The 14,664-nt window shown below is 37.8% G+C and carries 12 protein-coding genes; 10 read left to right on the top strand and 2 right to left on the bottom strand.

Annotated elements, in window-relative coordinates; all coding sequences use genetic code 11:
• Positions 1-609 precede the first annotated feature (609 nt).
• From ACOVQ4_RS21375 to ACOVQ4_RS21330, 10 genes are all read left to right on the top strand, one after another.
• Positions 610-1,578: a hypothetical protein gene (locus ACOVQ4_RS21375; protein WP_421822629.1), complete on the top strand. Its 969-nt coding sequence runs from the start codon at positions 610-612 to the stop codon at positions 1,576-1,578.
• Positions 1,578-3,014 carry an O-antigen ligase domain-containing protein gene (locus ACOVQ4_RS21370; RefSeq protein WP_421822628.1) on the top strand — a complete coding sequence of 479 codons (1,437 nt, stop codon included), beginning with the start codon at positions 1,578-1,580 and terminating at the stop codon, positions 3,012-3,014. Before ACOVQ4_RS21375 ends, ACOVQ4_RS21370 begins: the two co-directional genes overlap by 1 nt.
• Entirely contained in the window at positions 2,983-3,372 is a 390-nt protein-coding gene (locus tag ACOVQ4_RS21365; protein ID WP_421822627.1) for a response regulator transcription factor, read from the top strand. The genes ACOVQ4_RS21370 and ACOVQ4_RS21365 overlap by 32 nt, the downstream gene beginning before the upstream one ends.
• A gap of 156 nt (positions 3,373-3,528) precedes the next feature.
• Positions 3,529-4,707 (top strand): sugar transferase, encoded by a 1,179-nt coding sequence (locus tag ACOVQ4_RS21360; RefSeq protein WP_421822626.1) that lies wholly within the window; start codon positions 3,529-3,531, stop codon positions 4,705-4,707.
• A 3-nt stretch (positions 4,708-4,710) separates the two neighbouring features.
• A complete protein-coding gene (locus ACOVQ4_RS21355; protein WP_421822625.1) occupies positions 4,711-5,454 on the top strand; it encodes a TolC family protein in 744 nt (247 codons plus the stop codon).
• 5 nt (positions 5,455-5,459) lie between these two features.
• The gene (locus ACOVQ4_RS21350; RefSeq protein WP_421822624.1) at positions 5,460-8,090 is read left to right on the top strand and encodes a GumC family protein; all 2,631 of its coding nucleotides are present in this window, start codon (positions 5,460-5,462) and stop codon (positions 8,088-8,090) included.
• 5 nt (positions 8,091-8,095) lie between these two features.
• Positions 8,096-9,340, top strand: a complete 1,245-nt coding sequence (locus ACOVQ4_RS21345; RefSeq protein ID WP_421822623.1) for a glycosyltransferase — start codon at positions 8,096-8,098, stop codon at positions 9,338-9,340.
• 73 nt (positions 9,341-9,413) lie between these two features.
• Positions 9,414-10,307 carry a glycosyltransferase family 2 protein gene (locus ACOVQ4_RS21340; protein WP_421822622.1) on the top strand — a complete coding sequence of 298 codons (894 nt, stop codon included), beginning with the start codon at positions 9,414-9,416 and terminating at the stop codon, positions 10,305-10,307.
• Between the two features lie 62 nt (positions 10,308-10,369).
• The gene (locus ACOVQ4_RS21335) at positions 10,370-11,533 is read left to right on the top strand and encodes a glycosyltransferase (RefSeq protein ID WP_421822621.1); all 1,164 of its coding nucleotides are present in this window, start codon (positions 10,370-10,372) and stop codon (positions 11,531-11,533) included.
• A 112-nt stretch (positions 11,534-11,645) separates the two neighbouring features.
• Complete coding sequence (locus ACOVQ4_RS21330; protein ID WP_421822620.1) at positions 11,646-12,542, top strand: glycosyltransferase family 8 protein; 897 nt, start codon at positions 11,646-11,648, stop codon at positions 12,540-12,542.
• A 136-nt stretch (positions 12,543-12,678) separates the two neighbouring features.
• Here ACOVQ4_RS21330 and ACOVQ4_RS21325 read toward each other — a convergent pair whose 3' ends face one another.
• Together ACOVQ4_RS21325 and ACOVQ4_RS21320 are read right to left on the bottom strand one after the other, a co-directional pair.
• Complete coding sequence (locus ACOVQ4_RS21325; RefSeq protein ID WP_421822619.1) at positions 12,679-13,890, bottom strand: glycosyltransferase family 2 protein; 1,212 nt, start codon at positions 13,888-13,890, stop codon at positions 12,679-12,681.
• A 226-nt stretch (positions 13,891-14,116) separates the two neighbouring features.
• The gene (locus ACOVQ4_RS21320; RefSeq protein ID WP_421822618.1) at positions 14,117-14,569 is read right to left on the bottom strand and encodes an Hpt domain-containing protein; all 453 of its coding nucleotides are present in this window, start codon (positions 14,567-14,569) and stop codon (positions 14,117-14,119) included.
• Positions 14,570-14,664 lie beyond the last annotated feature (95 nt).

Raw genomic sequence — 14,664 nt, 5'->3', positions numbered from 1 at the left:
GAAAAATGCATGTCCGTGGTCGTTAAAAATATTTTAACACTCTTTGCCTTATGCCTGTTGCCTTGTCCCTAAAACACAAAACTTAAATATAATTCTGTATGATTACTTGAGTTAATACTCAAAATAAACCTAAATTTTATTTTACATACCAACTTACCTTAAACATTCAATTGCCGTGCTGGGTAATTTTATGACCAGAAAGGAATTGAGTCAAAAATATTTTTGAAGAAAGTTTTTGAAATACATACCATAATGCGTTTAAATTGAATCGCTTATCTCTGCGCACTACCAACAAAATATTTTTGAATACTTGAAAAACTATATTTTAATCGCCCGAGTAGTATAGTTTTAAAGAGGAGTAATTAATCAGCAAACGATTCGTTATTCGTGTTGCTTTTCTCCAAATTAATAAATTTGAGCCTAAGCCGATATACATACATTTACCATTCTTTTTTGATAGTTACCGTTATTTAGAAAAAATTATTTTTGATAATTTTGGTGTTGAATATTGAATTTTTTATATATTCAAACAAATTCGGGGTTGTGTGTAATAACGGCTTGGCAAGGTTTTTGTCGTTTTACTAATTATTGAACTATACTTTGTTTGAGATGTTAAAACATTCATTGTTTATCCTGTTACTTTTGGTGGTGGGGGCTTGTAAATTGGAAGACCAACTTACGTATCCCGAAATGACTATCAGGCCAAACTGGATTGTGAAAGACTATGAAGCTACAGTAACCACCGAATTCGTAAGCTTGGGGAATACCACCATCAATATTTACGGAATTTGTTGGAACAAAACTGGTGAGCCTACTACGCGCGACTCATTAGTTAGTATTTCAGGTCAGCCTTTAATAGAAGTGTTTTCGAGCACACTGAGCAACCTTTCGCCATCTAGTACCTACTATGTACGGGCATTTTCAAGAATTGGCCTCAAAACTTTTTATTCAAACCAAGTCTCTTTCAAAACCTTACCTGTTCAATTACCAGATGTAGCTACAGGAGCTGTCTCGGACGAAGCTATAGGTACACTCAGCGTACAAGGTACAATCAACACACAAGGTGCCAGCACTATCACCGAATATGGACATTGCTGGGGGCTATCTACTCCAACGATTAATAATCAACGTACGATTTTTACTTCTGCACTCTCACAAGGAAATTTTACTAGTCAACTTAGAGGATTGAGTAACAATACCAAATACATCATTCGTGCCTATGCCAAAAATGCGGCTGGGGTCTCGTATGGCAAAGAATTAACTTATATAACCTCGTGCAAAACCGCGCCATCTGTCGTATCGGGTATTATTGATAATATTTCTACGCAAGGGGCAATTGCAAATGGTTTGATTTCGAACATTGGTTGCTCTGAGGTAACAGAATATGGGCATTGCTGGAGCACAAGTCCCAATCCGAGTATTCAGAACCAACGAACTATTTTTAGGCAAGGTTCGGCTGGTTCATTTAGTAGTGCTCTAACTGATTTGAATTCAAAAACTGTTTATTATATTCGAGCGTATGCTATTAATTCACAAGGGATTAGTTATGGTAACCAAGTTTCGATAATTACGCTTTAATGGGAGTTACAACAAAACAAGTATTATATATTTCTGGAATAATTTTCGCAGGAATTATTCTTGGTGTGTTTGTTGCCAAAGCCCAAATTATGGGAGCAGCAACCATTATAGCCATGCCCTTTGTGATTGGGTATCTGATTGCGATTTTCCGTAATCCAGTACTTGGACTTTATACAGTACTCGTTTTTTCTTTTTTTGTCAATGGTGTAGGGCGATACGCCAATGCAGGCCCTTTGGGTTTGTCGATTGATGTTTTTTTGGTGATAGCCCTGTTAGCTGAGTTTTTCAAAAGCTTTGAGGGCGACCCTTGGCCAGATATGAAACGTAATCCAATTTTGATTGCTATCTATGTTTGGGGAGCCTACTGTATGATGGAGTTTTTTAACCCTGAAGCCAGAAGCAAAGAAGCATGGTTTTATGCCATGCGCGCTGTGATTTTATACCTTGTCTTAATCGTAATTTTAGGTATTATCTTGATGCGCACCGAAAAGCATTTGGATAGAGTACTAAAAATTTGGATGATAGCCTCTTGTATTGCAACGCTGTGGGGGGCAAGGCAGCTTTTTGTTGGGCTCGACCGCTGGGAGCAAGCTTGGATGGACTCAGGTAATGCTATTACACATATTCTTTTCGGAAAACTCAGGGTATTTTCTTTTTACTCAGATGCCGGACAATACGGAGCTGCCATGGGGCATATTGGTCTGATTTGCATATTGTTGGGCTTATCACCCTTTGCCACTCGTAACTTCAAGCTCTTTTATCTGATTGGCGGTCTATTCTGTTTGTGGGGAATGTCCATTTCAGGAACTCGCGGTGCGCTTTTTGTGGTAATGGGGGGCTTTATGTCGTATTTGGGTATGTCCAAAAATTACAAAATGCTTGTGGTTGGCGGTATGTTCGCGGTATCATTTTTTGTGATGTTAAAGTATACAAAGATTGGACAAAGCAACTACCAAATCAATCGAATGCGTACGGGTTTAGACCCCAACGACCCATCCCTACAATTGCGACTAATCAATCAGGCCAAACTTAGAGGATACTTGGCTTCAAGACCAATTGGAGGAGGTATCGGTTCGGCTGGCTTTTGGGGGATTCGTTTTTCGCCTGGGACTTTCTTGGCTGTAACGGCGCTTGATAGCTGGTATGTCAAAATTTGGGCAGAATGTGGCGTTGTAGGATTGTATGTACATATAGGTATGCTCTTGACCTTTATGATATACTTTGGGCTGCGGCTCTGGAAGATACCCCCCTGTTTGCTGCGCGATAAGTTGGTCGCCCTTTACAGTGGAATGTTTGGGATTCTTGTAGCTTGTTATGGAAATCAGATTTTGGGGCAACTACCCACCAATGTAGCAATATATTTGAGTATTGCGTTTTTGTACGTTTTTACTAAAGATGAATATTATGGACAAGCAATTGACACTCCTAATAATTGATGATGAACCTAGTACTCGCATAGTACTCGAGCATTTCTTAAAAAAAGATTTTAATGTTGTCGTAAAAGGTGATGGCATGGAAGCGCTAGCGCTACTCGAAGGCGGATACGATGTAGATTTTATTATCGCCGATTTAAACATGCCAAACCTTAGTGGTAAAGAGTTTTTGAGAATTCTCAGAGCAAGTAATCTTTTTGGTCAAATTCCTGTAATTATTCTTTCGGGTACCGATGAAAGTAAAGAAAGAATTGATTGCTTAAACATTGGTGCCGACGATTTTATGCTAAAACCATTTAATCCAATGGAAGTACAAGCAAAAATCAAAGCAATTATGCGAAGAATACAACCCTTTTACTAAAGAAAGCTAACACAGACCCAATTAAGTATTTGTGCTGAATTATGCCTTACAAATTGTCAATGTAAAGTTTTAGATATCACTATTTTACATGTTCAATTCGTTAAATTGCACTTTACACAATTACTTATGTGCCAACCCACCGACTTTATATTTTATATGGAAAATTATGAATACTCACAACCACAGAAAAAGGTCTTTCTTGTGGAAAATGATTCCGATGTAGTTGTCAACTTTCTGAAAAAATTTGGACAAGATATACAGGTACAAGTATTGGGTTCGGCCGAAGAGGCACTCCAGTTACTCAAAACAAAATATGCTCCTGATGCAGTAATCATTAGTAAATATTTGGGCGGAATTAAATTTTTGGAACAAGTAAGAGAAAATGCCTGGACCAAAACTTTACCTGTCATCATTACCTCCAATGAGCTTAACTATGGGCTTGTAAAAGAGATTTTGAATAAAAAAGGAGATGATGTCTTTACCAATAAATTTGACCGTGGAGATTTATTAGTGCGATTAGACTACTTCATTCGTCGTCGTCATTATGTAGCCATGCAACAAACCAAATCGAATGTATTGGATGTAAAAATCCCTTGGTGGAAACGTACCTTTGATGTGTTGTCGACTGGAGCTGCAATTTTGTTGCTTTCTCCTTTATTGATTATTGTTGCAATTTTGATAAAACTAGATTCAAAAGGACCTATCGTTTACAAATCTAAACGTGTAGGAGCGGGCTATAAAATTTTTGACCTGTACAAATTCAGAACTATGCGTACAGATGCTGACCAGCTCATCAAAAACATGGGAGATTTGAATATGTATTCAAAAGAAAAAAATACCCAAAAAGTCAATGATGGGCTTTGTGACACTTGTCGTGCCAAGGGCATCAATTGCGAGCAGTCGATGTATCTGGATGGCAAAACAGTTTGTGAAAAACAGTATTTGTTAGAAAAAAACAGTAAAGTGGCTTTTATGAAGTTTCAGAATGACCCACGTATTACCCGCTTAGGAAAATTTTTGAGAAATACTAGTATCGACGAACTCCCTCAATTGTTTAATATCTTTACTGGCGATATATCCTTGGTAGGAAACCGCCCGTTGCCACTTTATGAGGCCGAAAAACTTACAACAGATGATTACATTTATCGTTTTGCAGGTCCTGGAGGTTTAACAGGCTTGTGGCAGGTAACTAAAAGGGGAAAAGGAAAGAAAGATATGACCGAAGAAGAAAGAATTCAGTTGGATATTGAATACGCAAAAAATTTCTCTTTCAAAATGGATTTGATGATAATCCTAAAGACTTTCCCTGCTTTACTTCAATCTGAGAATGTCTGATTTATGATGATTTATAAGAAAATTGCTTTTCTAGGAGCTTGTCAAAAATGGCTATATGCATGCTGCCTGATTTTTTTCAGTGCAGTATTGACTTTTGCCCAGAGTACATCGCCACAAAGCCCTGAGACTGATTTTAATTTGCCACCTCTCGAAGAAATTATTGACTTGGCAATACAGCACTCTCCAGCGCTAAAACAACAAGATGAGCAAATCAAAAAAGCTGATCAGCAGTACTTGATTCAAAAACGACAATGGACCAATGGGCTAAGTTTAGGGACAAACTACTCGGCTGGGAATCAGTCATTGTTGGTGCAACAAGCAGATGGTAGCCTCGAAGCATTTTCAAATTTTAATAATGGGTATCGTTTTGCTGTAGGAGCCACATTTTCGATTCAGTCTATTTTGTCCCAAAAAAATATAACCAAAATAGCTAAAGCCGAAAAAACTATTGCTCAAGAATCCAAAAATATGGTTACCGACCAAATCAAAAACGAGGTCATTGCCAAATATTACGCAGTTATTAGTGCGCACGAGGCCCTAAAAGTAGCCATAGAAATGAAAACGTCTACCCTGGTTAATAAAAAAATGGCGGAACGCGAATTTGCTGAAGGACAAATCAATGTAGCTGACATGGCAAAGATACTAGAATCCACAGCCAATATTTCTGTCGCTTATGAAAATGCCAAGCAAACTTTTATCATGAATGTAAGGCTATTAGAGGTTTTGATAGGTAAAAGATTATATTAAATATTATGAGTTTGATTCGATTTGTTAGGTTGCTTATTGAGTTCAAGTGGGTGGTAATTCTCTTGCCAATTACACTTGCAGCTACGGTATTTCGCCTGACCAAAAACGAGGTACGTGAATATACCGCCAACTCTTTGCTGTATACAGGCTTGGCGTCGGGTTACAATATCGAATCTGGTGGAACCACAAAAATTGATAACGTAACCGTTAATAATGCCTTTGATAACCTCTTCAATACCATGAAGTCGAAAAGCTCTATGGAAGAAGTGGGTTTGAGATTGTTGGCGCAGCATATTATGCTAACCAAGCCAGATTCGGCAGTGGCTAGCAAATATACTTTTGGCAAGCTTCGCGAAGTTTTGTCAGAAAAAGAAATAAAAGCGCTAGCCGATTCTACCTATGAGAAAACTTTACAAAATGTATATGAGGATATCATGAAACCTCAAAGCAAAATTGCTAAAGTACTCATGGGAGCCGAAAAAGGAATTTACTCTAGCGCTGGTATTCTGTCGCGTTTTAGCGTAAACCGCCAAAACAATAGCGATATGGTGCAAATTTCATATTCGGCAAGTGACCCTGCTGTGGTGAAAAAAACCTTGGAGCTGATTACGCAAGTTGTTATTCAGAAATACAAGCAAATAAAAATTAACGAAACAGGAAATGTAGTAGCCTATTTTGAGGAACAGCTCCGTAACGTAAGTGCTAAGTTGAAAAACTCGGAGGATAAACTAACTGATTTTTCGAGTCAAAATAGGATTATCAATTATTACGAACAAACCAAAATTGTAGCCGTTAAAGAAGGTGACTTGGAAGAACGTATCCAAGCGCTCATTTCTGAAATAGAATCAAATCGTGCAGTCTTAAAAGATTTAGAAAACAAAATTGGCTTCAAGGAAGACTTGGTGGCCAAGAGCAAACGATTTGCAGCCCTGCGCGATTCAATCAACCTTTACACAACGAGGTTGACTCTTATGGAATTTGAATCGAAACCTAGAGAGCAGGAAATCGCTAGAGTTCGAGAAAAGCTCAGTGAACTTGAAAGTCGATTCAAAAGTAATGTTATCGAATATTATGAGCTTAGTAATACCAAAACGGGTATTCCTGCGAAAATGTATTTTTCAGAATGGATTAATGCGGTTATTTCTATCGACAAAAGTCAGGCCCGACTGTTGATATTACAGGATGTAAAACGAGAATATGATATAAAATATGACCGTTTTGCCCCACTCGGTTCTACGATTAGTCGCTACGAAAGAGAGATTGGCGTAATAGAAAAGGAGTATTTGACCATTTTAGGAAGCTTGAACTTGAGTAAAATCCGAGAACAAAACCTCATGATGTCGATTAACCTCCGTGTGATAGACCCGCCGATTTATCCTAGCAAACCAGAGCCATCCAAACGGATGACATTGATTGTAGCTGCATTTATGGCTGGTTTGATTTTGGTAATTGCGACTATTGTCGGACGTGAGTTTTTGGATAACTCTCTCAAGCATCCGATTAAAGCAGAAAAAGAAATTGGTGTTCCTTTTGTAGGAGCCCTTCCGCTAGTGGACCCTCAAAAACACAATATTTTATTCAATGTAATCGAAACCTATACACTCAATCAGTGTATTTCAAGAATCAAAAAATTAAGTGCTGGGAATACCAAAATACCTCAATTGGTTATTTTGTGTAGTACACGAAAAGGGGAGGGAAAAAGCTATTTTGTCAGCAAATTGTGTTCGAGACTCAACGAAGGTGGCACAAAATGTGTCTGGCTCAATCCTCATAATTATTCGGATGAGGAGTTTTCGTACGCCTACACACTAAAAGGTAGTTTTGCTAGTGTGGTTTCCTTACTTGATGTAGATATTCAAGAAACTTTTAGCGATTGTGAATACATCTTTTTTGAATTGCCTCCTCTAATTAGCCATCCAATTCCAGTGAATTTGGTCAAACAAGCAGCATTTACACTTCTGCTAGCCGATTCAACGCGTGTATGGGATAGTGCCGATCAGTATGTGTTTCAGACTTATATAGAGGCCACCACCAATCCTATTGGTCTGCTTCTCAATAAGGTAAAACATGACTTTCTGGAGGGAATTATTGGTGAAATTCCTAAAGTTCGTTCTTGGTTTAGACGAACTTTCAAAGATTTATTAATAAAAAGACATCAAAGCAAACGTACCAATGTTAAGCTGAAATACGAAATGCTCAAAAAAGAGGAGGAAAGTGCTTGGTTTAACGAAAATGGTTTAGCAGATTTTGTAGAAACTCGCGTAGAGATGCCAAATCCTATCGATCGCCAATCGAGGATAAAGGCCGAAAAAGCTAAAGGTTTGGGATATTATCGAGTGCTTCAAAAGCGCCGTTATCGTTGGATTAAATTCTCTGCTGGCTTAGGAACAATGGGCTTCGTTGGGGTTTGTGCCTTGTATTTGTTTTGGCAAACTACGCCTGAGTCTCAATACGAAAAATTTACGGATTTTATCCTCGGCAATCAGGTAGATTCTCTTGCAAAAGTCAAAAGTAGAAGAATCATCCCAAGCTTAGATAGTATGATTTTGGATCCGACATTGATGGACTCAATTCCTGATTCGGTACGTCATGATTCTGTAAAAGCTCTTATTCAAAAACAGAATCTTACCAAGTAATCCAAATGGATTTTACCCTTAACCAACCACATGATATGAATTTTGATGTTGTTTGTGTCGCATTTCCTTCATGGGAGGGTGATTACGTAAAGAGTACTATTCAACTCATGAGTGAGCTAGCCGCTCATCGAAGGGTCTTATACGTCGATTATCAATACACAATAAAGGATGTCATTCAGGCAATTTTCAAAAATCCCTTTAACATTCCTGTTGCAAGAATTTTAGGATTAAAAAAAAGGTTAAGAACCATTAGCTTGGAAAACGGAGCAACAATTTATGTGCTATCAACCCCACCCGTTTTTCCAATCAATTTTATCAAAAACATCTCTTTGTTTGAGAGGCTTTTAGGATTTAATGCTTTTTGGCAAGCCAAAACAATTCAAAATGCCTTAGATAAACTAAAAAGTGAAAAATACCTTGTCGTCAATGCCTTCAATCCAAGTTATGGAATAGGCCTTTTTGACAGCTTTAAGCCTCATATTCAGACTTATTATTGTTATGATGAAATCGGGGCAAGTTATTGGGCCAAAGATCATGGCCCTCGCTTGGAGGCGCAATATATGAAAATGGTCAATCATGTAATTGTATCATCGGAGGGCTTACAAAATTCTAAAAAACAGTTTAATAGCCATATCGATACGGTCAAAAACGGAGTGGATTTCGAACTTTTTCATCAAGCATTTGTACCACTTTCTCAGAAAAGTACCAAAAAAAAGATTGGGTATATTGGTACGATTGACCAACGGATTGATTATAGTATTATCAAAAAATTGGCCCTAGAATTCCCAGATACCGATATCATCATAGTAGGACGCGTGCTAGATGATATGTTGGACGTAAAGGCACAGACAGACCCACTCAGGGAATTACCCAATATTCGGTTTGAAGGAGCCAAACCTCCAAGTGCTTTGATGGAATATCTCAAAGAGTTTCATATTGGAATTATTCCTTTTGTTAAAAATGAGCAAACTGCCGCAATTTATCCGATGAAAATAAACGAGTATCTAGCAGCAGGTTTGGGTGTAGTTGCAACTGACTTTGCACCTTTAGCAGAGTTTGGTGATGCCGTTCACATTGCCACAAACACGGAGGATTTTATTGGAGCTACAAAGGGCTTATTAGAACGAGATTCTGACCAAAAGCAATTAGCAAGAATCGAAATGGCCAAACAAAATTCATGGCAACAACGAGGCAAGCAGCTGAATCAATTGCTCGAAAAAATTTACCAAAAGCATACCAATTCAATGTAAACTCTGAGCAAAAGGAAATACTTGTTTAGTAAGCTCACTACTTTTAAGTCAGTACTCATATTTACCGCCATATATGCATAGTTCGTTTTCCACATATCCTCTCGTGTCGGTCATTACGGTGAACTACAATCAGCCGCAAGTCACGCGCGAGTTTCTGGATTCTTTTCGTCAAATCACATATCCTAATTACGAGCTCTTTGTAGTAGACAATGGCAGTCCTCAGTTTGATGTCAAGGCTTTAGAACCCGATTATCCTTGGGTAAAGTTTATCTATAGTACAGAGAATTTAGGTTTTGCTGGCGGAAATAATTTGGCTATCAAACAAGCCAAAGGCGACTATCTTTTGCTACTAAACAACGATACCGAAGTGCTACAGGGCTTTTTGGAGCCTTTAGTAAAAGTCATGCAGAGCAATCCTCAAATAGGCATGGCTAGCCCCAAAATCAAATATTTTTACGAGAATAATTTAATTCAGTATGCTGGTGCGCCCGAAATTAGTGTACTAACGGGAAGGGGCGAGCCACATGGCAAAAAGCAACAAGACCAAGGGCAATATGATAAGAGCGGACCAACGTGCTACATACACGGGGCGGCGGTAATTGTTTCGAAAAAGGTGTTAGAAAAAACAGGTTCGATGCACGACGATTACTTTCTGTATTATGAAGAGTTGGATTGGTGCAAACGCTGCCGCAACGACGGTTTCTTGGTGTGGTATGTTGCAGAGTCAACTGTCTTGCACAAAGAATCGGTTTCGACAGGCCGCAATAGTCCACTCAAAATGTTCTATCTTACACGCAACAGGCTTTGGTTTATGAGACGCAACTTTAAGATTTGGCAATGGCTAATTAGTTTCAGCTTTTTCACGTTTGTATCTATTCCTAAAAACCTTTTAGTCTTTTTAAAAAATCGACAATTTGAGTATTTCAAACCATTTTTAAATGGTTATTGGCAAAGTTTTAAAAGCTGATTAAATCACATTTTCCTAATCATTTTGATAGAAATTTTTCAAACTTATAAATCAATAAGCAGATGGGCATTATTCTGAATTTAGCTATTCTTTTTCTGATTCTTTTGGGTGTTTTTACCTTATATCTCTTGGTATTTGCTATTGCTGGTAAAGTGACAAACGCCAATACTACCACACGTACACCCAAAGTCCAGAGAAAATTTGCTGTGTTTTTACCTTCTTACAAAGAGGATAAAGTGATTTTAGAATCGGCTAAAAAAGCACTGATTCAGGATTATCCAAAAGCATTGTTTGATGTAATCGTTATTGCAGATTCGCTCAAACCCGAAACCGTGGCTCAACTGCGTGAGTTGCCGATAACTACTTATGAGGTTACCTTCGAAACCTCCACAAAAGCCAAGGCTTTAAATTATGCGATGTCTCAACTATCCGAACCGTACGACATAGCACTCATTTTGGATGCAGATAATATTATGGCCACCGATTTTATCACCAAGCTCAATGCCACTTTTGATTTGGGGTATCAGGTGGTTCAAGGTCATCGTACTGCCAAAAATACCAACTCTCCAACGGCCATCTTGGACGCCATCAGCGAGGAAATCAATAATCATATACTTCGCAAAGGGCATCGTGCACTTGGGCTTTCATCTGCATTGATTGGTTCTGGAATGGCGTTTGAATATGGGCTTTTTGTAGATGTTATGTCCGAAATTCACGCTATTGGTGGTTTCGATAAAGAACTAGAAATGCGACTTTTGAAACGTGGTATCGTATTTGATTATATCGAGGATGCTTTTGTATATGACGAAAAAGTACAAAATGCTGAAGTATTCGAAAAACAGCGAACTCGTTGGATTGCAGCTCAGTTTAAATACCTAAAACAAAATTTTGTGTCGGGTATAGTGCATTTGTTCAAAGGAAATATCGACTATGCTAATAAGGTATTTCAAGCCCTTCTACCTCCTCGTATTATCTTGCTGGGTATGCTTATGTTTTTTGCTTTTGTTTCAATTTTTTCTGGAGATTTCAACTTCAAAGTTTTGGCTTGGGGGCAGTTAGTAACCTTAATTTTTACTTTCTATATTTCCACTCCAGATTTTCTGAAACGCTTAATCACTTGGAAGGAGATTATGCTGTTGCCTTCCTTATTTTTTAGATTTATTCGTGCAATTTTAAAAATGGGAGAAGCCAAAAAGAAATTCTTACACACGCCACATGACTCTTAGAGAGGGGGCGGGCATACACTGTCATTTGTCCTAAGCGTGCTATAAAGAGAAAAACGATTTCTTTTAAAGACCTAATCTTTTGTTTATTAGATAAGAATTTATTCCTTCAACCATGGAAAAAAATAAAAATATAGCCATTATTGTAGCTTGCGATGATCATTACTTGGTATTATTAGCAGCACTTCTAAAATCTATTGAAATCAATCATAAAGGTTCTCAGTTGATTGAGGTATTTATTGTAGAAGATAAGGTTTCGAATTCGAGTCGGAAAAAGCTTACGCAATCATTGGATACGAGCAAAATGCTATTGCATTGGATTCCACTTGATGATGCAATTCCTGATAGTTTGCATATTCCTTTTGACCGCAGTTCGTATCCTAAAAATATCCATACGCGTATTTTTATCCCCTATTTTATTCCAGAACAATACGACAAGATTATCTACCTCGATGTTGATATGATTGTAGAAAAAGATATAGAAGAGCTCTGGAATATAGATTTGGGCGATAATTTGTTGGGCGCAGTCATAGACCCCCGTTTATTGGTATTTAGTAATTCTTGGGGAGGAATCCTGAATTATAAAGAATTAGGCTTTTCGGCAGATACCAAATATTTTAATACAGGGATTTTGGTTATCGATATTGACAAATGGAGAAAAGAAAATTGTCCAGAAAAGGTGGTTCAATGTATCAAGGATAATGAAAAATACGCCAATTATCCTGACCAATATGGGCTCAATATTGTAATGGCAAATCGTTGGCTCGAACTCAGTCCCCTATGGAATGCCTTCGCTTCGGACGAATACCCCGAACCACCTTATTTGATACATTTTATAGGTCGAAAACCAATGTATCAAACTTATGATAGTTTACCAAAATACAAGGAAAGGTTTGATTATTACCTAAATCAGACTGCTTGGAAAGGGTACAAACCAGTAGGAGAGGCAAGAAGGTATTTGAAGAAAATTATGAATATTATTGAGAAAATTCCGGACTTTTTTAAAAAATAGAGGTAAAATTTTAGGGTGTTGGGATATAAAAATCCCACACACTCTAAACTCATTTACTAGCTAGTTTTTACAAATAAAATTGAAAAAACTAAACCTTCATCCCAGAAAACATTTTGTGCCTATTTACACGTAAAAACTATTCTGCCCTTTTCACCTTTTCCCAGATACCAGACGTAAGACCTTTACGATAGCGAATGTAACCCTTGATAGCACACCAATTCATAAATGAAAAATAGAAGGGTACAAACAAAAGTTTAATACGAATCTGCTTGTTTTCAAGTCTATATCCTATAATTGCCAAAAGATAGAAAGCCGTTTGTGCAAGCAATAAAACGCCATAAAAAGCCTGAGGCAAAAAGCCATTTTCGGATGGCAATACAAGCAAAAGGTTTAGGAAATAAATAATTGGCAAACAAAAAGGAGCTACAGCCCATCGCATGGCACGATGTGAGATATACTGAAAGGACAAAAGCCCATATTTGAAGATATTCAATAAAAAGCCTAGTCGAGCTATGGCTTGAAAACCACCCGCAGCAATCCTTATTTTACGTTTCATTTCATCTTGAATAGAAAATGAAGGTCGTTCTATTGCATAAGCTTCTGGTTCGTAGATAACCCTGTAGCCATCAGCCGCAATGCGTAGAGAAATTACAAAGTCATCGAGTAAAGTATCTTTTTCGACAGGATTAAAGAGATTGGTTCTAACGGCGAAGAGTTCGCCAGCTGCGCCAACAACACTGTACAGCTGAGTATCTAGCTTTTTTAGGAATGATTCATATTTCCAGTACAAACCTTCGCCTGCACCCGCAGCTGCTTCGCTTTCGTTGGTTTGAATACGCTTTTCGCCCGCAACAGCACCCACTTTTTCATCTTTAAAATGACGAATAATTGCTTTTATGGCTTGATTATTCAAGGTGGTATTGGCATCTGTAAATATTACGATAGGCGACTTGATGGTTGGTACTGCCATATTCATGGCTTCAATTTTTCCTCTTCGTGCAGTGCCCCCAATCATACGAACATTTGGATACTGAGCACACACAGACTCGATATATTCGCTTGTACCATCTGTAGAGCCCTCTGTAACAAAAAGAAATTCAATTTTTTTGGCTGGGTAATCCAAGCTCAAAGAGTTGAAGAGCTTACTTTCAATACAACTCATTTCGTTGTAGGCAGGAACCACCAGCGTAACATCGGGAAGATATTCGGGGTCGAAAAAAGGATGAAATTTTTTGCCTAATACACTACGGATTTTTACCAAAACCCACGCCAAAATACCGTAGCCTAGATAAGTGTAAAAAACTAAAAAAATCGCTAGAAGGAGGGAAATTTCAATTAATTGTTTCATACCCTAGAATAGTTGATATAATTAGTAGGAAGGATTTAAGTATACGCTAATGGTATCGAATCCAACAAACACTGTTCCATAAGAAGTACGTCTGAAAAATTTATTCTTCAAACAATTCTAGGCTCTTTCGATACTTTTACATCAATTTGATTGGGACTTAGGCAATTTTTGAAATCTTTCAGATGGGCAAGGCATCATCTTTTCAATTAATACACACGGGCTATACTTAGGCTTCTTCTGCAAGATAAGCTTCGATTTGTGGCACTACCTGAGATAATTCTTCGGTAATAAGCTTGTGTAAATCTAGAATAACAGACGTGGCAGCACCTTGTTTAAGCGCATGTTCTAAAGCCTGAACAGGCTCATGGAAATCCTGCAAACCAATCATGGTAAATGAAGGTTTGATACGATGAACCACTTGACCAGCCGTCACAAAATTCTGATTTGCTAGCAAAGGAGCCACACTCTCCCAAGAAGGTACAGTATCTGAAAGGAATACTCCCATCATCATGGAAATTATATCACGTTCACCTCCATATACTTCGTCAAGGTATGTATAATCTATGTTTCGTCTGAATTGATACATTTTATGTGTCTTGATTAGGTCTTCTTTATTAACACAAGTAAGAAAGCTCGTTTTCAAATATACTAAAAAAACGCCATCTCCCATCTTTTTCACACAAAAACCTTTTAGGATGTAATTATAATACCATTGTTGAGTGTCGAAAAAGTAGTTTGAGTAAATAGTTTGATTTTTTAGTATTCATTAAAAAA

It is taken from the genome of Flectobacillus sp., from assembly GCF_049240685.1.
In the GTDB taxonomy this organism is placed as follows: domain Bacteria; phylum Bacteroidota; class Bacteroidia; order Cytophagales; family Spirosomataceae; genus Flectobacillus.
This window is presented reverse-complemented; position numbering and strand designations above follow the sequence as displayed.